This is a genomic window from Rhizobium sp. R711, assembly GCF_002211365.1.
In the GTDB taxonomy this organism is placed as follows: domain Bacteria; phylum Pseudomonadota; class Alphaproteobacteria; order Rhizobiales; family Rhizobiaceae; genus Rhizobium.
Genome location: NZ_LOKZ01000003.1, coordinates 65,424 through 89,282, shown reverse-complemented (window position 1 = coordinate 89,282; position 23,859 = coordinate 65,424). Strand labels below are relative to the sequence as shown.

The window sequence follows — 23,859 nt, the reverse complement described above, 5'->3', positions numbered from 1 at the left end:
GCGCCGCAAGGAAGCAAGTCTGTAATCGACCGACTTCCGAACTCAGACCTTCTCGACCTGAGCGTATTCCAGCTCGACCGGCGTAGCGCGGCCGAAGATCGACACCTCCACCTTCAGGCGCGAACGCTCTTCGTCCACATCCTGAACCGTGCCGTTGAAGGAAGCGAACGGACCATCGGAAACGCGGACCTGCTCGCCGATCTCGAAGGTAACGGACGCCTTCGGCCGCTCGACACCTTCCTGAACCTGACCGAGAATACGCTCGGCCTCATAGTCCGGAATCGGAACGGGCTTGTTGTCAGAGCCGAGGAAACCAGTGACCTTCGGCGTGTTCTTGATCAGGTGGTAGGCCTCATCCGTGAGGTTGGCCCGAACGAGAACGTAACCTGGGAAGAACTTGCGCTCGGAATCGACCTTGCGGCCGCGACGCACCTCGACCACCTTTTCAGTCGGAACGAGAATTTTTTCGAACAGATGCTCGAGACCCTTCTGTCGAGCCTTGTTCTCGATGTCTTCCGCGACCTTCTTCTCAAAATTCGAATACGCGTGGACGATGTACCAACGTGCCGCCATGTTACTACTCCACCCGATCAGTTGCCGACGTTAAGCACGAAGCTCAACAGCCAGCCAATCAGCTGGTCAGCGGCAAAAAAGAACAGCGCGGCAAAGATCACCATTACAAGCACCATGACCGTCGAGATCATCGTCTCGCGGCGCGACGGCCAGGTAACTTTCGACGTCTCGGAGCGAACCTGCTGCAGAAACGTAATCGGATTGGATTTGGATGCCATCGACTGCCCACGCAATTACGGCGCGTAAAGCCGAACATATCAGCCCCACGCACCGCGTGTCTGTTGAACCCTACATAAACACCGATTCCCAATTACACAAGAGGGAAACCGAAGTTTAACGAACTTAGCCATACGTCGCCTTTCCGTCCGAACCGCCGCGAGATATCCGCGCTACTCGGTCAAGAAAGATGGCAGGGGCAGAGGGGCTCGAACCCCCGACCTGCGGTTTTGGAGACCGCCGCTCTACCAGCTGAGCTATACCCCTTTACGCTTTACATTCAGCTTCTTGGCCGACCGGCCGCGAAGCGCAACTGCAAGCATGGCGCTCCCTTTAAGGCGGGAGCGCGGGATTGGCAAGTGCGTTTTTTGATTTTTCCAATCCTGTATCACCGGCAAGGCTTGCGATCAGACCTTCACGTATTTGCGCCAGTCGTGCTCTTCCTTGAAGCCCAGCACTTCGCGGATCTTCCGGTTGGAGAGCAGGCCTTCATATTCGCCGATCTCGCGCGTGAACGGCACGTTCGGATAGAATCGCTTGGCGAGTTCCTTCGAAGGCGTATTGGCCGAGACGGTGTCGTTCGCCGCATTGAACACCTGATAGCCAAGCCCATCCTTCTCGATGCAGAGATGGCAGATCTGCCCCAGGTCGCGGGCGTCGATATAGCTCCAGGCGATTCGCTTGCGCATTTCCGGATTGGCGAAGTAGGTCGGGAACCGTTCGTACTCGTGCGGCTCGATAACGTTGCCTATGCGCAGCGCGTAGATGTCGAAGCCGGAGCGCTCGGCAAAGGCGCGGGCCGTCTTCTCATTCACCACCTTGGAGAGACCGTAGGAATCCATTGGGTTGACGTCGTAATCCTCCTCCAAGGGAAACTGGTGGAAGTCGCGATGGCCTTCGGCAAAGCAGACGCCGTAGGTCGTCTCGCTGGAAGCGACGATGATCTTGCGGATGCCGAGCTTCACCGCCGCCTCGATGACATTGTAGGTGCCCATCGTGTTGATGCGGAAGGTCTCGTTGTCGGGCTTGATGAGGATGCGCGGGATCGCCGCGAAATGCACCACGGCGTCGAAGGGCTGAACGCCCCTCCCCGCATCGAGATCAGGAAAGTCCCGATGCATTGAAAGCGCATTGAATATCTGGCCGCTGTCCGTGATATCGGCGATTAGATTGGTTACGCCGGGACTATCAAAAGGGACCAGATCGACGTTGTGAACCTCATAGCCGGCATTGACCAGCCATGGCACTGCATGACGCCCCGCCTTGCCCGAGCCACCCGTGAAGAGAATGCGCTTTTTCATCATGTCCTCCCATACGAAATCGGAGGGATAGATAAAGCCTTTGCAATCCAGCGCAAGGCCATCGCTGAAGTAGAACGGCCACCAGTGGCGACATCATTTCCGGAGAGCGCAAAGAGAAAAAGCCCCGCTGTTTCCAGCGGGGCCTCTTAAATCCGGATAATCCGAAGCTTACTCGACGATGGAGGCGACGATGCCTGCGCCGACGGTACGGCCGCCTTCGCGGATCGCGAAGCGCAGCTTTTCTTCCATCGCGATCGGAACGATCAGCTCGACGTCAACCGTGACGTTGTCGCCAGGCATAACCATTTCCGTGCCTTCCGGCAGCGTGACGATGCCCGTGACGTCCGTCGTGCGGAAGTAGAACTGCGGACGGTAGTTCGTGAAGAACGGCGTATGACGGCCGCCTTCTTCCTTCGTCAGGATGTAGGCTTCGGCCTTGAACTTCTTGTGCGGCTTGACGGAGCCCGGCTTGCACAGGATCTGACCACGCTCGACGCCGTCACGGTTCACACCGCGAACGAGAGCGCCGATGTTGTCGCCAGCCTGGCCCTGGTCGAGCAGCTTGCGGAACATTTCAACGCCGGTCACCGTCGTCTTCGAGGTCGGGCGGATGCCGACGATTTCAACTTCTTCGCCAACCTTGACGATACCGCGCTCGACGCGACCGGTCACAACCGTACCACGGCCCGAGATCGAGAACACGTCTTCGATCGGCATCAGGAACGGCTGGTCGATCGGACGCTCAGGCGTCGGGATGTAGGCGTCAACAGCAGCCATCAGCTCGCGGATCGCGTCTTCGCCGATCTTCTTGTCGCTGTCTTCGAGAGCAGCCAGAGCCGAGCCCTTGATGACCGGAATGTCGTCGCCCGGGAAGTCGTAGGACGACAGAAGTTCGCGCACTTCGAGCTCGACGAGCTCGAGAAGCTCGGCGTCGTCAACCTGGTCGACCTTGTTGAGGAACACGACGATTGCCGGAACGCCAACCTGACGAGCGAGCAGGATGTGCTCGCGGGTCTGCGGCATCGGGCCGTCAGCAGCTGAGCAAACCAGGATCGCGCCGTCCATCTGGGCAGCACCGGTGATCATGTTCTTGACGTAGTCGGCGTGGCCGGGGCAGTCAACGTGGGCATAGTGGCGGTTCGGGGTCTCATACTCGACGTGCGCCGTCGAGATGGTGATGCCGCGAGCCTTTTCTTCCGGAGCCGCGTCGATCTGGTCGTACGCCTTGAACTCGCCGAAATACTTCGTGATCGCTGCCGTCAGAGACGTCTTGCCGTGGTCAACGTGGCCGATCGTGCCGATGTTAACGTGCGGCTTGTTGCGCTCAAACTTACTCTTTGCCATTTGAATGCTTCCTGTGAACGAAATGGATGACCCCGGCGAACCGGTTTAGTGCCGCCGTTTAAGGCTTTCGAGGAGATTGCGCAAGACCTAATTGCGGACCGTATTCCTAGCCTGCGGACGCATATGGGAAGGAAGCGCCCGATCAGCAATATCCACTGCAGATGGCAGCGAAGATATAACCCGAAGAACGCGCGCGCCCAAGTCAAGGATATGATACTACTTCATTTGCTGCTCTCAATGGGAAGTACCGTCTGGAGACAACGCAATGGAACCAAAGGAAATTGCAAAACGATCAGCAGGCAACTTTCTCATCTTTGCCGCCTGCGCTTTCATATTGTGGATTCTTGCCGCGGCGATCGACTGGGTCGCGCAGATTGTACGCCTCTCCTCGCCTGAGCGGCTTCCGGCTCTGGCGACCTCGATTGTCAGTTCCTCGACGCTGCAGGCGATCGTCGCGATATGGCTGCTTACGGCGGCCTTCGCGATCGCATTTCCGAAGATGCTGACGCCGCTTTCGACCACGACAATGCTGATGTTCGACGTCGGATACGGCATTCTCGGCGCGCTCACCGGTTTCGGGATCGCCATCGGTCTCTTCGGCGGCGGCTGGTCGATCCTGCTGCGCGCCGTGATCTACAGCGCATTGATTGCGATCGGGTTCATCGCCGTTCGTATGTGGCTTTCAAGGGAAGACCTCAGCGCCCAGGGACAGAGGCGATGGACGATCGCCGGCATCATCGCGCTGGCATCGCCTTTCGTGCTTTTGTGGGGATAGAAGTGCAGGCGCGCGTGCGCACGGAAAATTAAATTATGGAGGATTTGGAGCGGGTAGCGGGAATCGAACCCGCGTATTCAGCTTGGAAGGCTGCTGCTCTACCATTGAGCTATACCCGCGGGGTGGTATCCGATCCAATGACGAATGGTGGAGAGAGTTGGATTTGAACCAACGTAGGCTGAGCCAACGGATTTACAGTCCGTCCCCTTTAACCACTCGGGCATCTCTCCAGTCTTTTCGTCCGGATCGTGAGACCAAGCTCGTCAGACTTTCGAAGCGTTGCCGCCCCTCGGTCTGCGCCGCGTATATGACCGGACGATTTCCGCATGTCAACACGATGACGATGGAAAAAATGTGAAAAATTTCATCGACCGCGGAAAGCCGGGCTCCTGAAAGAAATCCTATGCGGAAAGAAGTGCCCTCGCTATAAAGCCGCATGAGCAAAGACAACAAAAGCGGTGGCAAGCCCACCAACGACAAGTCCGCCAAGGACACACATTACGCAACCCTGCGCCGCGCGCATCGCGACAGCAAGCGGGAACGCGGCGAGATTCCGACACCGCCACCGCAGAAGCGCCGGCGCGGCGCCGAGGACTGGAAGCCTCCGACACTCGCGCCCGAACAGGTCTATCTCTACGGCCTGCATACGGTTCGCGCCGCGCTCGACAACAAGGATCGCCGAAACGTCAAGTTGTCGGTGACACAGAACGCGCTCGCCCGCCTCGAGATCGATGCCGATTCACTTCGCATTCCGGTCGAAGTCGTCGCTCCGCACGATATCGACAAGATCCTCGGCCCCGATGCGATCCACCAAGGCGTCATGCTGGAAACACGGCCCCTGCCCGTTCGCCGGCTGGAAGCGCTGAAGAACAGCCAGTTGCTTCTCGTGCTCGACCAGGTGACCGATCCGCACAATGTCGGCGCCATCATGCGTTCCGCCGTGGCCTTCAATGCAGGCGCGGTCATTACCACGCAACGTCACAGCCCGACCGAATCAGGCGTCCTGGCGAAAGCGGCTTCCGGCGCACTGGAGCTGATCCCCTATATCCAGATCACCAACCTTGCCGACGCGCTCGGAGAACTGCACAAGCTCGGCTTCTTCACGATCGGCCTTGATTCGGAAGGCCCGGCTCCGCTCGAGGGCACGTTGTCAGGTGATAAGGTAGCACTGGTGCTAGGCTCCGAGGGCAAGGGGCTGCGGCAGAAGACGCGCGAAACCGTCGGCGCACTTGCGAGACTGGACATGCCGGGCGCGATCAAGTCGCTCAATGTCTCCAACGCTGCGGCGATCGCACTCTATGCGGCGAGGCTGCATCTGAAAGTCTGATAGGAGTAGGATGGATCACGGCCATACGAAATGCCATGATCCGTTCGATCCTTCGATCCGTGGCGCTTTTCGTCAGCTTGCTCGCAGGCGGACAAAACAGATAGCAACCCACTGTCACACCACGGCCGTCCGTTAGAAAGACTGGGCTCGCCACGGTTTTGACCCTACGGTTCTTTATATTGCCCGAACTGGAACAGGAGGAACGTATCCCATATGGCTATCCGCTCCCTCATTGTCGGCACTGTCTTCATCGGTGTATTCGTAGCCATCATTCTCAGCATTGCCTGGATCGACAAGTCGCAGCCAACGCACGAACCGGCTCCGCTGGCACCCGCCCCGGAACGCCCCATTCCGGCGCCCAACCAGTAGATCTCTTGCTGTCATTGAGGGAACCAACGGTCGCCCCCGCTGAGCATCACAAGCATGTCGCGGTCAGAAGCCGAAGGGACGCCGCCCTGGCGACGCGCTGCAGGCAAGCATGCGGCAGGCTGCTCCGAGCTAACGGCAGCGAAATTGGCCTGGGGGCCTTGCGACGCAGACTCAAAGGCCAAAGTCACGCGAATGAAATCAACGTCGTTCCGATTTCTGCTTTACAGAACGTCAGAATCTGGTACTTGGCACGCATCGCCCTTGTAGCTCAGTTGGTAGAGCACCTGATTTGTAATCAGGGGGTCGCGGGTTCGAACCCTGCCGGGGGCACCACAGATTTGTGAACGAAATCAGTGATTTGATGCTAAACCCGCCCTTAGTTGGCGGGTTTTTCATGTCGCGCGATGCTGCAGCCAGTCCCCTTGATTTCCAGCCATTCCCCTGCGCTGTCGGCGAATCCATGCAACATGGATTGCAACATGCGGCCTGCTCTGGCACGTACGAAGCTATCCGCGTCAAGCCCGGTTATCAGCGCATGGCCAAGGCGATCGAAGGTTGCCCAGAGGACCGCCGCGGCGAGAGCATTATCGAGCGCAACCTGCGGAACGCGAACATCGACGTCTACATGCCGGCGTTCTGGAAGGAGTTGCGCAAGCATCGGAGCCGCAAGCTCGTGGAGCGGCGTATGCCTTTGCTCGTCGGGTATGTCTTCGTACGTCGCGACCCGCGCGACGGCTTCGATCCGGTCAGGGAAGTTGACGGGGTGGGGGTATAGTTTCTCTAAGCCGGGACGGCGGCCCCGTCGCCTTCTCCGAGGAGGATCTGCAGCGACTGATGCTCGCTGGGTTCGATAGCCACCAAGCCTACAGGTTCAATAAGGCGACTTTGGTGGAAGACGCGCGACACAAACGGCGGAAGCACCTCCACACCCAGCTTGGAAGATTATTGCCGAAGGGTCGAAGCAGGACCGTTTCGCTTCGGTACTATGCGGAAGCCTGCATCGGAGAACTGGACGAACGCCTCAAGGCGCATGTTATGGGGATAATCGAGTTGCTTGACGGCCTCGAAGACGACGGATCTCTTGATGAATATCGCGAAGCAGTATAGATATTCTATACCCATTCGGGACGCCGTTGCGATCCACATGCTAAGCGCTGTGCTTCTGCCGGTCCCTTAATTTGGCGCACAGCCGCCGCTTGGGGAGAAATGCGCCTTTAAATGGGTGTGCCCTGAGCCCGCCTTGGTGCGGATGTAGTGCCGGGATTCCACACGGTAACGTCGCTTTCTCAGCCAAGTATTTGAGGTTAAGGATCGACGCATGTCCCGACCAGTGGTAGAATATTCGCCTTGCGTACTCAACCGCACGCAGGCTTTCGTAAGCTCTAATGCATAATACTCACCGACTGGTCATGGATACTCGCGCGCCGGAGCGCGCGGATTCTTAAGGGGGATGTTTCATATGCAGAACTATTCCGACGGAATTCCTAACGAAGTGATCCGCTTGCACAAGCCAATCGCAGCTTTCGCATTACTCTTGCTCGCCGCAATCAGTTCGTCATGTACCACCGGTGGGCCAGGGGCCCGCTCGCTAAATGAACCTGCGAACCCCGCCTGCGCAGATGGCTTCACACCCAAAGGCGGCGGTTCATGTGACTTTTAAGATCCGAGGTAGCGGGGGCGATCGGGTGGTGGGCAAAGCGGCGACAGGCCGCGTAACGAAACAACAAGCCAACCGCAGAGACGCCGGTCCACGCGGCCCCCTAAAGGCTAAGCCGCACGACGGGAGAAATATGCCTGGGGAATGCATAGTTCCTCGGCTTCCGAGCTACTTCAGTCGGTTGGCGGCCTTGTCACAGGCATCACGGTCAGAGCCGTGAGTGTTTATGATGCGCTTTGCATCGGACGCGTCGATGCCGTGTTTCTTTGCAAACGTTGCAACGTGGTATGGTTCGCGCCCCGAGAACCCCGGATCGGCTTTGCCGCGTCGCGGTCTTTGGTATGACACTACGGTCTCCTGGTTGTATGTACCTTACTTCTTCTTCAGGGAGCTTTGGCTATCCTTGACCTGAGAACCTAGAGTGGGCGCGGCGCTTTTTTGAGCGACCTTGTCCTTTTTGGGCTTCTTGGCTTCCTTGTTGCTTCGTACCTGACCCTTGGCCATAGCGTAGTCTCCTCGTGAGAACAGACCTAGCTATCATTGGCCGCTGAATAGCAAGAGAAATCGGGGATTCCGTTCCGCAGGCTACATTTCGCCCTGAGGCGGGCGCTTTCATTTCAGGATATGGATATGTTCGGCAAGCTCATTAGCCTCGCGGTTGATACCGTCACGCTTCCGGTCTCGGTGGCCGTTGATGTGGTGACGCTCGGCGGCGCTCTCGTCGATCGTCCGGAGCCCTACACCGTCAGCAAGGCCAAGCGCATCGGCAAGGAAGTCGGCGGCGCGATTGAGAAGCTGGCTGAGGAAGGAGAGTGAGATGACGAGATTCCACAAAAAGGCGGATGACATTCTGATGATCTCCGACAGTGGACGCGCGCGTTTTCTCTCATTCTGGGGACGTCTTCTTCTGGCCATCGGAATCCGTCCGGCAGACGCATGACCCTCGCCCTCGCCATCCTCATCACTCTCACCCTCGGCGCCACAGTCCTCGCTTGCTTCCTCTCAAGCAGGAGCAGGTAAAGCCGGAACCGCAGGTGTTCAGGTATTGCGGGGTGGCGGGGCGAGACCTTTATCCGGCGGACGAAGAGTTTGGCGTAGCGTTCCTAGATGGAGGCCTTTTTCATGTGGGCAAGACGCTGCCGCTCGATATCCATTAGGTCTGCGATCTGCAAAAGCGTCTCCTTTACCAGGATAGTCACATATCCGCCGCTCTTGTTCGGGGCGTTGGTGATCAGGTTTGTGAAATCCCTCGGATCATCTGAATATCGCAGGATTTGAACCACCTTATTCATGTTTACGAAGAAGGACCGTTCTTCGTCAGAGAGTCGAAGGAACATTTGCGGCGGTCTCCGTTAGGTGCCGACGAAATAAGACGAGACGAAACTGTGAATCGCAAGGCTCTCGCAATGCAATCCGCACTATCCACAGGGTGCACCAACTCCAGCCGATCAGAGGGCGAGAGAACATGAGCAGACCCAGCGATTACACAGAAGAGTTGGCATCCAAGATTTGCGAGATGATCGCAGACGGAAAGAGCCTCCGAAGCATCTGCCGCGACGAGGACATGCCATCGAAGTCGACTGTTTTCAGTTGGCTTGCTGACGAGCGCTATTCGTCTTTCCGGACCAAGTACGCGCTCGCGCGAGAAGCGCAGGCCGACACCCTCTTCGACGAGATGCTTGATATCGCTGATGATGGCTCCAACGACTGGATGGAAAAGAACTTCGGCGAAGACACCCGGTGGGTTGAGAACGGTGAAGCAATGCGCCGCTCCGACATTCGGATCAAGAGGCGGCAGTGGATGGCTGCGAAGATGCGTCCGAAAGTCTATGGCGACCGGCTCGATCTCGACGTGAACGCCAAGTTGGCTTTGTCGTTGGCGCGCGGCCCGTCACTGAAGAGCAGTGGCTGGAAGAGCATGGATCAGGGACCGAGTCTTAGGCTCGCCTGGTCGCCCCAAGCAGGACCGCATTCGTTTGCGTCCTTGCTGCCGCTCGGAAGGCGGACGCGGAAGCTCCGGTCCTTGCCGACGCGACGCACAATCTCCTGCGCCAGCGCCTCGCCTGGGCGTCAGTCGCCGGCAACTGTTTGAGAGTGTCGAACGTGCCGCGCTCGCCAGCCTTCCGAGTGAAGACTACGAGTTCGCCGAATGGCGTTTGGCCCGCGTCTCGACGGATTACCACGTCGAGTTCAAAACCTTCCTCTATTCCGTGCCGCACAGTCTCATTCGCCAGCAGGTCGATCTGAGGGCAACAGCACGCACCATCGAGATCTTCCACCGCGGCAAGCGCGTCGCCGCCCATCAGCGCCGCTATGGCGGTCCTCGCCATGGAACAGATCCGGATCACATGCCCAGCTCTCACCGGCGATATGCAGAGTGGACACCGGATCGTTTCCGGCGCTGGGGCGCATCCATCGGGCCACAGACAGAAGGTCTGGTGATCGCAATCCTTGCCAGTCGCCCACATCCCGAACAGGGCTTTCGAACATGCCTGGGTGTGCTTCGCCTGTTTCGCGATATCGAACGCAATCGGGCCGAAGCTGTATCAGCACGCGCTGTCGAGATCGGTGGGCTGAACTGCAAGAGCATTGCGTCGCTCTTGGCCAACCACAAAGCCGCACGCCATTCCACCGAACCGACTGCCATTGTCGATCACGCCAATCTGCGTGGCCCTGATTACTTTCATTGAGGAGACAAACCTATGCTGATCCATCCGACCATCAACATGCTGCACGAACTCGGCCTTCACGGCATGGCCACAGCCTTCCAGGAACTCGACGCACAATCCGAGGCGCGCGGCCTCGAGCATGGAGAATGGCTTGCCCTACTGCTCGAGCGTGAGGCTACCATGCGCCGCCAGAAGCTTCGAAGCCCGCGCCAGGGCTGCCAAGCTTCGCCATGATGCACAGATCGAGAATGCCGACTTTCGTGCGGCCCGCGGTCTCGATCGCAATCTATTCATGGCGCTTGCTGGCTGCGACTGGATCCGTAAGCACCACAGTCTCCTCGTCACCGGGCCAGCCGGCGTCGGTAAAAGTTGGCTTGCCTGCGCCCTCGGCCACAAGGCATGCCGCGAAGATTTCTCCGTCGCATACCACCGGGTTCCGCGGCTGTTCGCCACGCTCGCACTTGCAAGAGGTGACGGGCGCTACGGCAGGATCCTCAAATCTCTCGCCAAGATCGACCTGCTGATCCTCGATGACTGGGGACCAGAAAAGCTCAACGATGATCAGCGGCGTGATCTTCTCGAGATCATCGAAGACCGCTACGAGCGTCGATCAACGATCGTCACCAGTCAGGTGCCCCTGGATCGCTGGTGGGAAATCATAGCAAATCCAACGCTCGCCGATGCCATCCTGGACCGCCTTGTTCACAATGCCTATCGCATCGATCTCACTGGCGAGAGCATGCGAAAACAGCGTTCGCCAATAGCGTCTGGAACACCGCACGCTTGACCTGAAACAAAACCCGATCCAAACATCAACGAGACCCAGGATCAGTCCGAGAAATGGCCGGCTTCAAATCGGAACGCTGGCCGGCTTCATCGGAATACGCACGGTACCGACAGAGAATCGCTGATTGAGGGCCTGCCTTCAATGCCTTTTCGCCTGAACGCGACCGTTCAATCCGACCTTGGCTCCAGCCAGTGCCGCAGATGCACTTGACAAAATCGGCTTTTGTTGGCGCCTAGACGCCAAGACTATGTTATCGTTCGTTGAATACGACAAAGGAATTACATGGGCCGTTCATTTCAGACGCTTTCCTTCCTTGCCTCCTCGGCAACCGAGGCGCTGGCGGCTCGGGAAGAATTGATTGCCATTTATGGCGACGTGCCCCCTGATGATGCCGACGTGATCGTCGCCCTCGGCGGTGACGGCTTCATGCTGCAGACGCTGCACAACACGATGAACTCGGGCAAACTTGTCTACGGTATGAATCGCGGCTCCATCGGCTTCCTCATGAACGACTACCGAACGGAGAAACTGCAGGATCGTATCTGCGCGGCCGTGGAAAACGCCTTTCACCCCTTGCAGATGACGACAGCGAATTCAGACGGCACGAATTCGACGGCGCTTGCCATCAACGAAGTATCGTTGTTCCGGCAATCCTATCAGGCCGCCAAGCTACGGGTCGAGGTGGACGGCGTTGTCCGGCTCGACGAACTCATCTGCGATGGTCTGATGGTGGCGACGCCGGCGGGTTCGACGGCGTATAATCTCTCCGCCCATGGCCCGATCCTGCCGCTTGACGCCCCCCTGCTGGCGATGACCCCCGTCAGCGCGTTCCGTCCGCGACGCTGGCGCGGCGCGCTTCTGCCAAACAAGGTGACGGTCGATATTCATATCCTCGAGGCGGAGAAACGCCCGGTCAATGCGGTTGCAGACAACATGGAAGTGAAATCGGTGCTTCATATTCGTATCGCGCAATCGGAACATACGACGGCCCGCATTCTCTCCGATCCCGATCGAACCTGGTCCGATCGTATTCTTGCCGAGCAGTTTGAGGACTAACATGAGCCTGCGACGAACGACGCTTTGTGCCTTGCTTCTCGCCGCATCCACGTTCTGCGCTCGAGGCGCTGCGGCAGAAGACGCAATCCTGCCGGCTTCGATCATATTCGCGACCAGCACGGGTTACTGGGAAGACGATGGTACGGCACCCGCCGTCCAACGGGCACCATCGGCGCCTCAGGCCGCGCCGGCAGCTGCCGCTCCGGCAAAACCGCGCCACGGCTATTACAAGCTGTTTGCCGTCAGGCAAGTGGATCGCACGGCCAAGATCTATCTGCAACAGATCGAGCAGGGCGACGCTGAACCCTCCATCGCCTCTACCGTGGAATTGCGCGAACTCAACGAGCTCAAGCCCTATGTCACCGACATCCGTCCCGAAAACTCCTCCGGCATGCTCAAGGAGCCGGGGCTTTTTGCAATGGTCTATCTGAAGACCGATCCGGACGTGGAATCGGAGACTTGGACCGTCGTCATCGATGAGTTCGGTGAGGTTACCGTCGGCAAAGCAAGCAACTAGCCTGCGCGGTCTCTACTGATAAAAAGGTAGCACGCAGCGGAGGCGCCCCTCGGAATAACCTTGGATTCCGAGAGGGCAAAAATGCGTTTACTCGACGTCGTCGACGACCGCGTCCGGCTTGCCGCTGATGCGGTGGGCGAGAGCTGCCTCCATGAACTCGTTGAGTTCTCCATCGAGAACATCGCCCGGCGCCGTGCTTGCCACACCGGTGCGCAGGTCCTTGACCAACTGATAGGGCTGCAGCACGTAGGAACGGATCTGGTGGCCCCAGCCGATGTCGGTTTTTGAGGCCGCTTCCGCGTTCGCCGCTTCTTCGCGCTTCTTCAGTTCCGCTTCATACATGCGGGCGCGCAGCATATCCCACGCCTTGGCGCGGTTCTTGTGCTGTGAGCGCTCCTGCTGGCAAGCGACAACGATGCCGGTCGGGATGTGCGTGATGCGCACCGCCGAGTCGGTCGTGTTGACGTGCTGACCGCCGGCGCCAGACGAGCGGTAGGTGTCGATACGGCAATCGCTTTCGTTGATGTCGATGTTGATCGAGTCATCGACGACGGGATAGACCCAGATCGACGAGAAGGACGTGTGGCGGCGCGCGTTGCTGTCGTAAGGCGAGATACGAACGAGGCGGTGAACGCCCGATTCCGTCTTCAGCCAGCCATAGGCATTGTGGCCCTTGACCAGCAGGGTCGCCGACTTGATGCCCGCTTCTTCGCCATCGTGAACTTCGAGAAGCTCGACCTTGAAGCGCTGACGTTCAGCCCAGCGGGTGTACATGCGCAGCAGCATGTTGGCCCAGTCCTGGCTTTCCGTGCCGCCTGCGCCGGAGTGGACTTCGAGATAGGTGTCGTTACTGTCGGCCTCGCCGGAAAGCATCGCTTCGACCTGGCGGCGCGCGGCTTCGGCCTTCAAACCCTTCAGCGCGTCCTCAGCCTCCTTGACGACGCTTTCGTCGCCCTCTTCCTCGCCCATCTCGATGAGCTCGATATTGTCGTTGAGCTCCTGCTCGAGACCACGGACGCCATTGATGCCGTCATCCAGCTGCTGGCGCTCGCGCATCAGCTTTTGCGCTTCCTGCGCATCGTTCCAGAGGTTCGGATCCTCTGCCTTGTTATTCAACCAGTCCAGTCGTCTTATCGCCTGGTCCCAGTCAAAGATGCCTCCTCAGCAGGGTGATAGCCTGCTTGGTTTCATCGACCATATTCTGGATTTCCGCTCGCATTTTCCTGCTTCTTTGCGTTGCTTCGAAAGTTGCCCGTCAAATAATTGTGGCGGCTGCGGATGTAAAGAGCCGCAGCCGCCACAACTGTTCGGAGGAAGGTTAGTAGAGCCCGCCGGCGCCGGACTGCACGGCCTGGTTGGCCTGTGGAGAGGTTCTAAGAATTTCCTCTGGCGCCATCGTGCTGTCCATGCCGATAACCGAGAGGCTGTCAGCGGGACCGGTGCCCGGCTTGAAAGCTTCAATGATCGTATTCGGATCACCCTGCGCGGCAGCCATGCCGGTCTTACGATCGATCGGAATAAGGTTCATGCCGGCAGGAATGACGAACTTCGACTCGGGCATATCCTTGACGGCTGCCTGCATGAATTCGTTGAAAATCGGCGCCGACAGCGAGCCACCAGTACCGCCGCGGCCGAGTGTCGAAGGCGAATCGAAGCCGATGTACAGGCCGGCAACGAGGTCCGGCGTGAAGCCAACGAACCATGCATCCTTTTCATCGTTGGTAGTACCGGTTTTGCCCGCAACATCACGCCCACCGAGATCGATCTTGCCGGCTGCGGTGCCGCGCTGGATGACGCCCTGCAACATCGAGGTGATCTGATAGGAGGTCATCGGATCGAGAACCGTTTCACGATTATCGACGACATTGGGCTCGTCCTGGTTCTGCCAATCGCTGGCATTGCAGCCCTCGCAGACGCGCTCCTCGTGCTTGAAGATCGTCTTGCCGTAACGGTCCTGAATCCGGTCAATCAGCGTCGGCTTGATCTGCTTGCCGCCATTGGCGATGACCGAATAGGCCGACACCATGCGCATAACCGTCGTCTCGCCAGAACCCAGCGACATCGCGAGAACCGGCATCATGTGATCATAGATACCAAAGCGCTCGGCGTATTCGGCAACGGTATTCATGCCGAGGTCGTTGGCAAGGCGGACCGTCATGCGGTTCCGCGAATGCTCGATAGCGAAGCGAAGCGTATTGGCGCCACCGCCCTCGCCTTCATAGTTGTCTGGCGCCCATACTTGGCCATTGCCGGTCTGGATCGAGAGCGGATCGTCGCTGACGACCGAAGCCGGCGTATAGCCATTATCCATGGCCGCGGCGTAGACAAACGGCTTGAAGGATGATCCCGGCTGGCGCATCGCTTGGGTTGCACGGTTGAATTCCGACTGCGCATAGGAGAACCCGCCGACCATAGCAAGCACGCGGCCGGTTTTCGGATCCATGGCCACCAAGCCACCCTCGACTTTCGGCGGCTGGTGAAGTCGATAGGAATTCGACCCCTCGTCACCCAGCCGCTCGACGTAGACCACATCGCCCGCGGACAGGACACCCGCTGGCGACTTCGCGGTCTTACGGCCAACAGCCGAGCGGTATGCCCACTGCATGTCCTTGGCCTGGATAACACCGCGCTCGCGCTCTGCGGGAATCTTCCCGGCACCATCCTTCGGCGGCTGCAGCCCGATGTCGACGCTGTCGTCGGATACCGCCAGTACAACAGCCAATCGCCACTCGGGCACGTCGGTCAGCGCCGGAATATCGGCCAGCGCCTTGCCCCAATCAGCCGTCGTATCGATCTGCTTGATCGGGCCGTGGAAGCCACGGCGCTCGTCATAGTTCGTGAGGCCATCCTGAAGGGCCTTGCGCGCAAAGACCTGCAGCGCCGGATCAAAGGAGGTGCGAACAGACAGGCCGCCCTCGTACAGCATCTTTTCACCGTACTGGTCGATCAGCTGGCGCCGGACCGCCTCGGCGAAATAGCTGGATGCAAAGAGCGAGGGCCCGCTGCTGCGACCGGTGACACCGAGCGGCTGCTTCTTGGCCTCAGCGCCATCGGACTGGCTGACATAGCCATTCTCGACCATGCGATCGATAACCCAGTTGCGGCGGGTGACCGCTGCTTCGGGATGGCGGAAGGGATGATAATTGGCCGGGCCCTTCGGCAGGGAGGCAAGGTAGGCCGCGTCGGCGATCGTCAGCTCGTTCACCGATTTATTGAAATAGGTGAGCGAGGCGCTCGCAATGCCGTAGGAATTCAGGCCGAAGAAGATCTCATTCAGATACAACTCAAGGATCTTGTCCTTGCTGTAGGCCTGTTCGATGCGGAAGGAGAGGATCGCTTCCTTCGCCTTGCGCTCCATCGTCTGTTCGCTGGAAAGCAGGAAGTTCTTGGCAACCTGCTGAGTAATTGTCGAACCACCCTGCGTCGGGCCGCCCGTCAGATAAGCGACCACGGCACGCGCGAAACCGGTAACGTCGATTCCGGGATGCTGGTAGAAATTCTTATCTTCAGCAGACAGGAATGCAGCCTTAACGCGATCGGGAACAGCCTGGATCGGCAGGAAAAGTCTGCGCTCCTTTGCGTACTCCGCCATCAGCGCGCCGTTGCCTGCATGTACGCGGGTCGTCACCGGCGGCTCATAGCTGCTCAGCACTGCGTAATCAGGAAGATCCTTCGTGACAGTTGCCAAGTAGATGGCAACAACAGCCGCCACGCCCAGGAACAGGACGCAAGCCACTCCGAAGAAATATCCAAGAAGTCTAATCATATTTAAGCTACCGGTATCTCAATCATCGATCGGCGCGAGCATAACAATCGCATGGATCGGGGCATCTTGCACGATGGGCGACTTACTCCATGAGCGTTTTCGCCACAAGCCGATTCCGTTTCACCTTTGGAAACATAAGGCTGAGTAACGGCGTGAATGTGAGTAAAATAGGGCCTTGGAGCACTATTCCCAGATTGCAATTGTGTTACCCAAGCGAGTGTCACATCTGCGCCACGACCGACATCAGCCACCATTTGCAACCATCGCCGTGCGATAGTGTTTTACCGCCTCCGTCAAAAGGTCCGCCATCCTCCCCCGCCAGGCGTCGTCGAGCAGGAGTTTTTCGTCGTCCTTGTTCGAAAGAAAGCCCAATTCCAACAGGATAGACGGCACATCCGGCGCCTGAAGGACGCGGAAGCCGGCATGGCGATGCGGATTGTTGATCGTTCCCACCTGATCCTTGAAAGACGCGAGGACGCTCTCTGCGAGCGAAATCGAAAAAGCCTGCGTTTCGCGGCGCGTCAGGTCGAGCAGAATGTCGGCGACTTCGGGAGGCTCGGCTACGGTCTCCTTGCCGGCAATCTGGTCCGAGAGGTTTTCGCGATCGGCAAGATCGGCCGCGAGCTTGTCCGAGGCCCGGTCGGAAATCGTGTACACTGTCGCGCCGCGAATATCCTTCTGCTTCAAGGTGTCGGCGTGCATCGAAATGAAGAGGCCGGCATGGTTCTGACGGGCGATCTCCACACGCTCGGAAAGCGACAGGAACGAGTCGTCGCTTCGCGTCAGAAACGCCTTGATGCCCGACTCGCGGTTGAGACGGTCGGTCAGCGCCTTGGCAAAGGCGAGCGTTACGTCCTTCTCTTGCGTCTTGGTATCGACGCCAATCGCGCCTGTGTCGATCCCGCCGTGACCAGCGTCGACAGCAATGATGAAATCCCCGTCGGCCGGCTTCTCCGGGGCAGGAATGACGCTGGTCGTCTGTTGAGACGAGGGATCACTCCACGATTGAGCCTTGACCAGTTCTGCGAACTTGTCCTTGTCCGTCATCGCGGCATCAAGGACGAGACGCTGCCCCTTACCGTCCTCGTCCGCCTGAACCTTGGCGACTTCCATTTTCACTGGCTTTTTGGCCGTCAGCACGATGCGCGCGCTGTCCTCGTCCATCTTGCCGTAACGGATGTCCTTGAAAAGCCCCCTCGCCTCGAGGTCGCCGGTTGGGAACCCGAAAGCCGTCGCGGGCAGATCAATCACGACGCGTTCGGGATTGGCAATGTAATGGATCGAAAAGTCCGGGGCCCGATCGAAATCGATGACGATGCGGGTGCGTGCGTCGTCGCCGATGATGCGGGCACCATAGGCGAGCAAAGGCTCGACCTTGGTCGCATCATTTGCTCTCCCGTCCGGAAGACACACAAAAGCCATCGCCGCCACAGCGGCGAACGCACCCGCAACTCTTGTCCACCGCCACCCGGATATCACCGTCGCGGGCCATACCCTCTTAAACAATCGACCGCCACACCTTAAATAACATTCCGATCAAGTTCTCCCGGTAAACGCGAGATTGCCGGTGCCGGCACCGTTCGCGACCGGGGAGCCAAATCGGCGCCCTTGATCCCCAATTTTGTATGCCTTCCGAAATCCATCAATATTATGGCACATTTGGCTTTTCCCTTGCTATTGTGACAGAGAAAACATACAAGGATTTTTAGGGTAGAAGTGCTGACGGGATAGAGTCGCCTGCACGGCAGCCAAACCGCTAAGGAACTGGCGCCACAACCGGCAATCGTCCGCCGTCATATGTGTTTCCACTCGAAATTGGATCCTGAATTTTCCGGCGTATGCGGGAACTTCATCGGTGGATAGCCACCAACCGCTCTTTACAGAGAGAGCAAACTCATCGGACCTGAACAAGGTCTTAGTTTTGTCGATCTCGCTTGGTCTTTGATGGTGTCGCAGCAGGTTTTATCTGAAGTCTACAGGCCCCGGGAGAACATCTCCCCCGCTGCTGTCTGGCTGCTGCCTTCCACACCGCACCAATCGCGACTTTCATTATCCGGCGCTGCAATGACGAGCCGCACCTCTTCTGTCTCATCGACGCAAGGGGATGCCGACGTTCGGCCGCGCCGAGGAGCACAGCTTACATGGCAGACAAGATGCTTATCGACGCGTCTCACGAGGAAGAGACGCGCGTTGTTGTCGTACGCGGAAACCGCATAGAAGAATTTGACTTCGAGTCGCAGCACAAGAAGCAGATCCGCGGCAATATCTATCTCGCAAAGGTAACGAGGGTCGAACCCTCGCTGCAGGCCGCCTTCGTTGATTACGGCGGCAACCGGCACGGCTTCCTGGCCTTCGCCGAAATTCACCCCGACTACTACCAGATCCCGCTTGCCGATCGTCAGGCACTGTTGCGCGCCGAAGCCGAAGAGCATCGCCGCGACGACGACGTCGAACACGTCGAGACGGCACCGGTCGATCTCTCCACCCAGGAACAGCCCGACGTTGGCGTAGCTGCAACTACCGAAGCACCGGCGGCGGAAGCCGCTGCTGCGGCAACCGAAACGGTCGAGGCCATTGCCGAAGTTGCCGAGGAAGCACCGGCCAAGAAGGCAAAGCCCCGCCGCAGCCGCAAGAAGGCAGCGCCGGCTGCTGAAGCGCCGGCAAGCGACGAAGCTGCCAGCGAAGCCACGGTCGACAACGACGACGAAGGTTCGTCGGGCAACGAGATGGCAGCGATGGTCGAAACGGACTCGATCTCCGAAGAGGTCGACGCCCGCCGCCGCAGCGATGACGACGATGACGACGACCACGACCATGAAGAGGAAGTGATCGAATCCGTCGGCGCCGAAGACGCCATGGAGGAAGTTCCCGATCGCGTCCAGCGCAAGCCACGCAAGCAGTATCGCATCCAGGAAGTCATCAAGCGCCGCCAGATCCTGCTGGTGCAGGTGGCAAAGGAAGAGCGCGGCAACAAGGGTGCCGCCCTGACGACCTATCTTTCGCTGGCCGGTCGCTACTCCGTCCTCATGCCGAACACGGCGCGTGGCGGTGGCATCTCCCGCAAGATCACCAATCCGCAGGACCGCAAGCGCCTGAAGGAAATCGCGCGCATGCTCGAAGTGCCGCAGGGCATGGGCGTCATCCTGCGTACTGCGGGTGCAAACCGCACCAAGGTCGAGGTCAAGCGCGACTTCGAATATCTGATGCGTCTGTGGGAGAACGTCCGCACGCTGACGCTGCAATCGACCGCTCCCTGCCTCGTGTACGAGGAAGGTTCGCTCATCAAACGCTCGATCCGCGACCTCTACAACAAGGATATCGGCGAGATCATCGTTGCCGGCGAGGAAGGCTATCGTGAAGCAAAAGACTTCATGAAGATGCTGATGCCGAGCCACGCCAAGGTGGTTCAACCCTATCGCGACATCCACCCGATCTTCTCGCGTTCTGGCATCGAGGCGCAGCTCGACCGCATGCTGCAGCCGCAAGTGACGCTGAGGTCCGGCGGCTATCTGATCATGAACCAGACGGAAGCGCTGGTTTCGATCGACGTCAACTCCGGCCGTTCGACGCGCGAGCACTCGATCGAAGATACTGCGCTCCAGACGAACCTTGAAGCAGCGGAAGAAATCGCTCGTCAGCTTCGCCTGCGCGACCTTGCCGGCCTGATCGTCATCGACTTCATCGACATGGAAGAGAAGCGCAACAATCGCGCCGTCGAGAAGAAGCTGAAGGAATGCCTGAAGAACGACCGCGCTCGCATTCAGGTCGGCCGCATTTCGCATTTCGGCCTTTTGGAAATGTCGCGTCAGCGCATCCGCGCTTCCGTTCTCGAATCGACGACGCAGGTCTGCTCGCATTGCGGCGGCACTGGCCACGTTCGTTCGCAGTCTTCCGTTGCCCTGCACGTGCTGCGAGGCATCGAAGAATACCTGCTCAAGAATACCACCCACGACATCACGGTTCGCACGACGCCTGATATTGCGCTGTACCTGCTCAACCACAAGCGCCAGACGATCGTCGACTATGAGGCCCGCTTCGGAGTCGCGATTATTATCGACGCAGACGGCTCCGTCGGTTCCCAGCACTTCGCGATCGACCGCGGCGAGCCAGTCGAGAACCCGGTCAAGATCGAAAGCCTGTTCAACTTTGCCGCCATCCCGGATGACGAAGACGACGATATCGTGGTCGAAGTCGACGAGGAGGAAGAAGAGGAACTCGAAGCCAAGCCGGCTGCCGCCGAACGTCCTGCACAGCGCTCGGAAGGCGATGGAGAGGGCCGCAAGCGCAAGCGCCGCCGCCGCCGTCGCGGACGCAATGGCAATGGTGAGGCAGTAGCCGCTGACTCGGTTGACTCTGCGGAAGGCGACCAAGCCGACAGTGATGATGAGGACCAGGGCGACGAAAGCATTGCTGCGTCCGTTGAAACGCGTGACGAAGGCGATGAAACCCAGCGTCGCAAGCGCCGCCGTCGTGGCAAGCGTGGCGGTCGCCGCAACCGCGACGAAGGCAGCGAGCAGGAGGCTTCTGCCGGGGAAGGCGCAAGTGACGGTGCTGACGATGGCGAGACAGAAGTGACCGCCGTAGAGGTAATCGAAGCTGTCGCCGAAGAAGCCGTCGAAGCTCAGCCGGCAATGGCTGCTGTTGAAACCGGCGCCTCGGTTGCGGAGGACGTGAAGCCGAAGCGCGCACGCCGAAGCCGCAAGGCATCGCCGGTCGAGGAGCCCGTCGTGGAAGAGGCGCCAGCGGAAACGGCACCGGCCGCTGAAGCTGAAGCCGAGGCGGCAGCCGCAGACCTCGCAGCGCCGGCCGTGGAGGACGCGAAGCCCGTCCGCGCCAACCGGGAGTCGAACATCTCTTCGTCGGAGCCGACGGTTAAGTCGACGCGCAGCGACGCCGCGGAGAGCGAAGGTGACGGCAAGCCGAAGAAAGCTGGCTGGTGGCAGCGCCGCGGTTTTTTCTAAGACTGATCTTCGGCGATAAGTAATCCGATCCGGCTGCGGCGACGCAGCCGGATTTTTTTATGCTCTCGTGAGAGGCCCCGGCTACGCTATTAGAGCGGATCATTGCTTATCGGAATCGGTGCGGGATTCCAAAATCAGCAGATTTGTGATTCATCATGGATGCTGGAAAGGAGGCCAGCATCTATGACGCGACCCTATTCGAATGATCTTCGCGAGCGAGTCGTCGCAGCGGTTGTGGACGGTCAGAGCTGCCGGGTGGTGGCGGAGCGGTTCGACATAGCTGTCTCATCCGTGGTGAAGTGGTCGCAGCGTTATCGGGCCACCGGCAGCGTGTCGCCTGGCAAGATGGGCGGCCATCGCCGACGTGTGCTGGAGCCGCACCGCGCCTTCATCGTCGAGCAGATCGAGCAGACATCACATCTGACGCTACATCGGCTGAAGGATGAGTTAGCCGCCCGCGGCGTGACCGTCTCCCACAATGCCATCTGGCAGTTCATGCGCCGCGAGGGCTTGAGCTTTAAAAAAAACGCTGTTCGCCCTTGAGCAGGGCCGCGCCGACATTGCCCGGCGCAGAGCCCGCTGGAAAGCCTGGCAAGACCGCTTCGATCCGAAGCGGCTCGTCTTTATCGACGAGACCTGGATCCGCACCAACATGGCGCCGTTACGCGGCTGGGGGCCGAGGGGCAAAAGATTGCGCGGCTTTGCCCCGCACGGCCGCTGGCGCACCCTGACCTTCCTCGGCGCCCTACGCTGCGACAAGCTCACTGCGCCCTGCGTCTTCGACGGTCCCATCAATGGCGAATGCTTCCGCGCCTATGTCCGCCAGCAGTTGATCCCGACCCTCAAGCCTGGCGACATCGTCATCCTCGACAATCTCGGCTCTCACAAGGCCAAAGCCATCCGCGATGCCATCAGGGCAGTCGGCGCCAGACTCTGGTTCCTGCCGAAATATTCCCCCGACCTTAATCCGATCGAGCAGGCCTTCGCCAAGATCAAGCACTGGATGCGCCAGGCCCAAAAGCGAACCACCGAGGAAACCTGGCGCCATCTGGGCTTACTCGCCGACACCATCAAGCCAGAGGAATGCGCCAACTACTTCTCAAATGCTGGCTACGCTTCCGTCAAAACATGAAAGGCTCTAGGAATAGGCGACCACGCCGGCTTCCGCGAACTGTACAAACATGCCGCTGCCAACGACAGCATGTCCCTGCCCTCTGCTCGTTTGAGCGCGAGTACGGCTGCGATAGTGTCTCGCGAATCAGCCGCGTATCGCTCCCTCGGCCTCAGTCATCGTTCGCGGCAATACGATCTTCGGCATTCCGTCCGCCCCGATCGGCTCGCCTTCCCCGGGCATTCACTGTCGGCCAACAGGAGGCTGCTGTTTTGACAGCGAGATGGCGATTTCAACCGTCGTCGGGTTCAAACCTGCTCGGCAATCATGGTCTCGCGCGGATACTCTCCGTAGTAGCCCCGCCAGTTGGCGATAGCGAAACCAAAGACCACGAGGGCACCCGCCTGATGCAGCAGCCCCCAATGAAGCGGGACGTGCAGCAGCAAGGTAGCAATTCCGATCGATGCCTGAACCATCACCAGCCCGAACAGGACGACCGCGCGCCGTGCATGCGTTGTCGACGGTGCTGCCGCGAGAGCGATGATCATGTTGACCAGCGTCAGCGCAAAAAGCGTGTAGGCACCCAGCCGATGGATGAACTGCACCGTCTTGGGGTTCTCGAAGAAATTGATCCAGGCGGGCTGCTGGATCAGCAGATCAGATGGCACGACGGCACCATCCATCAACGGCCAGGTATTGTAGGTGAAGCCGGCGTCGAGGCCCGCCACAAGCGCACCGAGGTAGATCTGGAAAAGCGCAAATATGGCTATCGCAGCCGCCCATCGATTGGAGCTTTTCGCGGGCGCCGGATCGTCCGAGTGGGGTGAGAGCCCCCGCATGATCCACATGCAGGACGCGAAGATTAGACAGGCCATGATCAAGTGCGTTGCCAACCGATACTGGCTGACGTCGGTTCGGACGGCAAGCCCCGACGACACCATCCACCAGCCGATCGCCCCCTGCAGTCCGCCCAGTATCAGAATCCCGAAGAGTGGCCATCTCAGCCGCCGCTCCACCTTTCCCGCGATCCAGAAATAGAGCAATGGCAGCGCGAAGATGACACCAATGCCGCGTGCGATCAGGCGGTGCGCCCACTCCCACCAAAAGATGCCCTTGAACTCCTCGACGGTCATTCCGTCATTTATCTGCTGATACTCGGGAATGCGCTGGTAGAGCTTGAACTCCTCCTCCCATTCCGCAGCATTCAGAGGCGGAATCACCCCGTGAATCGGCTTCCATTCGGTAATCGAAAGCCCCGAATTCGTGAGCCTGGTCGCCCCGCCGACAATCACAAGACAGAAGAGTGCCAAAAGCACAAAACCTAGCCAAATACGAACCGCCCGGCGGTTGCCGTCCTGTCGACGTATCTGGTGCAATATCTGCTGTTCGGTGCTCAAGTTCGCGATCGCCATGACTGCTCCTTACTTCCG

The 23,859-nt window shown here is 59.0% G+C and carries 22 protein-coding genes, 4 tRNA genes and 2 pseudogenes; 14 read left to right on the top strand and 14 right to left on the bottom strand.

Annotated elements, in window-relative coordinates; genetic code table 11:
* Window positions 1–42: 42 nt before the first annotated feature.
* From nusG to tuf, 5 genes are all read right to left on the bottom strand, one after another.
* Window positions 43–573, bottom strand: coding sequence for a transcription termination/antitermination protein NusG (nusG, locus tag ATY80_RS07145; RefSeq protein ID WP_007791989.1), 531 nt, complete (start codon window positions 571–573; stop codon window positions 43–45).
* A 17-nt stretch (window positions 574–590) separates the two neighbouring features.
* A complete protein-coding gene (gene secE / locus ATY80_RS07140; protein ID WP_088691781.1) occupies window positions 591–791 on the bottom strand; it encodes a preprotein translocase subunit SecE in 201 nt (66 codons plus the stop codon).
* Window positions 792–980: 189 nt separating this feature from the next.
* A tRNA-Trp gene (locus ATY80_RS07135) sits at window positions 981–1,056 on the bottom strand.
* A 140-nt stretch (window positions 1,057–1,196) separates the two neighbouring features.
* Window positions 1,197–2,090 carry an NAD(P)-dependent oxidoreductase gene (locus ATY80_RS07130; protein WP_088691780.1) on the bottom strand — a complete coding sequence of 298 codons (894 nt, stop codon included), beginning with the start codon at window positions 2,088–2,090 and terminating at the stop codon, window positions 1,197–1,199.
* Between the two features lie 168 nt (window positions 2,091–2,258).
* A complete protein-coding gene (gene tuf / locus ATY80_RS07125; protein WP_018857113.1) occupies window positions 2,259–3,434 on the bottom strand; it encodes an elongation factor Tu in 1,176 nt (391 codons plus the stop codon).
* A gap of 265 nt (window positions 3,435–3,699) precedes the next feature.
* Here tuf and ATY80_RS07120 point away from each other — a divergent pair, with 265 nt between their 5' ends.
* Window positions 3,700–4,209 (top strand): hypothetical protein, encoded by a 510-nt coding sequence (locus ATY80_RS07120; protein WP_088691779.1) that lies wholly within the window; start codon window positions 3,700–3,702, stop codon window positions 4,207–4,209.
* A gap of 45 nt (window positions 4,210–4,254) precedes the next feature.
* Here ATY80_RS07120 and ATY80_RS07115 read toward each other — a convergent pair.
* Window positions 4,255–4,328 (bottom strand) — tRNA-Gly (locus ATY80_RS07115).
* Window positions 4,329–4,354: 26 nt separating this feature from the next.
* Window positions 4,355–4,439 (bottom strand) — tRNA-Tyr (locus ATY80_RS07110).
* Window positions 4,440–4,645: 206 nt separating this feature from the next.
* Between ATY80_RS07110 and rlmB the strand changes: the two genes are divergently transcribed.
* From rlmB to ATY80_RS07095, 4 genes are all read left to right on the top strand, one after another.
* Window positions 4,646–5,536, top strand: coding sequence for a 23S rRNA (guanosine(2251)-2'-O)-methyltransferase RlmB (gene rlmB, locus ATY80_RS07105; protein WP_088691778.1), 891 nt, complete (start codon window positions 4,646–4,648; stop codon window positions 5,534–5,536).
* 213 nt (window positions 5,537–5,749) lie between these two features.
* Window positions 5,750–5,905, top strand: coding sequence for a hypothetical protein (locus ATY80_RS28870; protein ID WP_189637098.1), 156 nt, complete (start codon window positions 5,750–5,752; stop codon window positions 5,903–5,905).
* 257 nt (window positions 5,906–6,162) lie between these two features.
* A tRNA-Thr gene (locus ATY80_RS07100) sits at window positions 6,163–6,238 on the top strand.
* Between the two features lie 61 nt (window positions 6,239–6,299).
* Entirely contained in the window at window positions 6,300–6,680 is a 381-nt protein-coding gene (locus ATY80_RS07095) for a transcription termination/antitermination NusG family protein (RefSeq protein ID WP_088691777.1), read from the top strand.
* A 1,050-nt stretch (window positions 6,681–7,730) separates the two neighbouring features.
* Here the strand turns inward: ATY80_RS07095 and ATY80_RS29490 are convergent.
* Complete coding sequence (locus ATY80_RS29490) at window positions 7,731–7,910, bottom strand: DUF3606 domain-containing protein (protein WP_088691774.1); 180 nt, start codon at window positions 7,908–7,910, stop codon at window positions 7,731–7,733.
* Window positions 7,911–7,934: 24 nt separating this feature from the next.
* Window positions 7,935–8,066, bottom strand: coding sequence for a hypothetical protein (locus ATY80_RS29980; RefSeq protein WP_280950671.1), 132 nt, complete (start codon window positions 8,064–8,066; stop codon window positions 7,935–7,937).
* A gap of 126 nt (window positions 8,067–8,192) precedes the next feature.
* On the opposite strand from ATY80_RS29980, the gene ATY80_RS07075 reads away from it, so the two are divergent.
* A complete protein-coding gene (locus ATY80_RS07075) occupies window positions 8,193–8,378 on the top strand; it encodes a hypothetical protein (RefSeq protein WP_088703373.1) in 186 nt (61 codons plus the stop codon).
* A gap of 1 nt (window position 8,379) precedes the next feature.
* Window positions 8,380–8,502: a hypothetical protein gene (locus ATY80_RS29975; RefSeq protein ID WP_280950670.1), complete on the top strand. Its 123-nt coding sequence runs from the start codon at window positions 8,380–8,382 to the stop codon at window positions 8,500–8,502.
* Between the two features lie 163 nt (window positions 8,503–8,665).
* Here the strand turns inward: ATY80_RS29975 and ATY80_RS07070 are convergent, their stop codons facing one another.
* Window positions 8,666–8,899, bottom strand: coding sequence for a hypothetical protein (locus ATY80_RS07070; RefSeq protein WP_088691772.1), 234 nt, complete (start codon window positions 8,897–8,899; stop codon window positions 8,666–8,668).
* A gap of 128 nt (window positions 8,900–9,027) precedes the next feature.
* Here ATY80_RS07070 and ATY80_RS29485 point away from each other — a divergent pair.
* The 5 genes and pseudogenes from ATY80_RS29485 to ATY80_RS07045 all read left to right on the top strand — a co-directional run.
* A pseudogene (locus tag ATY80_RS29485) lies at window positions 9,028–9,411 on the top strand (terminase small subunit protein); the annotation flags it as partial.
* A 307-nt stretch (window positions 9,412–9,718) separates the two neighbouring features.
* Window positions 9,719–10,252: a transposase gene (locus ATY80_RS07060; RefSeq protein ID WP_210190812.1), complete on the top strand. Its 534-nt coding sequence runs from the start codon at window positions 9,719–9,721 to the stop codon at window positions 10,250–10,252.
* Between the two features lie 12 nt (window positions 10,253–10,264).
* Window positions 10,265–11,018: pseudogene (istB, locus tag ATY80_RS07055) on the top strand (IS21-like element helper ATPase IstB).
* Between the two features lie 282 nt (window positions 11,019–11,300).
* Entirely contained in the window at window positions 11,301–12,074 is a 774-nt protein-coding gene (locus ATY80_RS07050) for an NAD kinase (protein ID WP_088691771.1), read from the top strand.
* A 1-nt stretch (window position 12,075) separates the two neighbouring features.
* Window positions 12,076–12,591: a hypothetical protein gene (locus ATY80_RS07045; RefSeq protein ID WP_088691770.1), complete on the top strand. Its 516-nt coding sequence runs from the start codon at window positions 12,076–12,078 to the stop codon at window positions 12,589–12,591.
* Between the two features lie 87 nt (window positions 12,592–12,678).
* Here the strand turns inward: ATY80_RS07045 and prfB are convergent.
* The 3 genes from prfB to ATY80_RS07030 form a co-directional block, all read right to left on the bottom strand.
* Window positions 12,679–13,810, bottom strand: a protein-coding gene (gene prfB, locus ATY80_RS07040; protein WP_141105541.1) for a peptide chain release factor 2 whose coding sequence is annotated in 2 segments (ribosomal slippage) — window positions 12,679–13,740 and window positions 13,742–13,810 — 1,131 coding nt in all. Because the reading frame shifts where the segments join, the coding sequence is not laid out codon by codon here.
* A gap of 99 nt (window positions 13,811–13,909) precedes the next feature.
* Window positions 13,910–16,357 carry a penicillin-binding protein 1A gene (locus ATY80_RS07035; protein WP_088691768.1) on the bottom strand — a complete coding sequence of 816 codons (2,448 nt, stop codon included), beginning with the start codon at window positions 16,355–16,357 and terminating at the stop codon, window positions 13,910–13,912.
* 243 nt (window positions 16,358–16,600) lie between these two features.
* A complete protein-coding gene (locus tag ATY80_RS07030; protein ID WP_088691767.1) occupies window positions 16,601–17,779 on the bottom strand; it encodes an N-acetylmuramoyl-L-alanine amidase in 1,179 nt (392 codons plus the stop codon).
* Window positions 17,780–18,498: 719 nt separating this feature from the next.
* Here ATY80_RS07030 and ATY80_RS07025 point away from each other — a divergent pair.
* On the top strand, window positions 18,499–21,318 hold the full coding sequence (locus ATY80_RS07025) for a ribonuclease E/G (protein ID WP_088691766.1): 2,820 nt from the start codon (window positions 18,499–18,501) through the stop codon (window positions 21,316–21,318).
* A gap of 183 nt (window positions 21,319–21,501) precedes the next feature.
* Window positions 21,502–22,450 (top strand): IS630 family transposase gene (locus ATY80_RS07020; RefSeq protein WP_088691765.1). Its coding sequence is split into 2 segments (ribosomal slippage): window positions 21,502–21,837 and window positions 21,839–22,450, totalling 948 coding nucleotides; the frame shifts between segments, so codons are not numbered across the junction.
* 287 nt (window positions 22,451–22,737) lie between these two features.
* On the opposite strand, the gene ATY80_RS07015 is transcribed toward ATY80_RS07020, so the two are convergent.
* A complete protein-coding gene (locus ATY80_RS07015; protein WP_088691764.1) occupies window positions 22,738–23,841 on the bottom strand; it encodes a COX15/CtaA family protein in 1,104 nt (367 codons plus the stop codon).
* Between the last annotated feature and the right edge of the window lie 18 nt (window positions 23,842–23,859).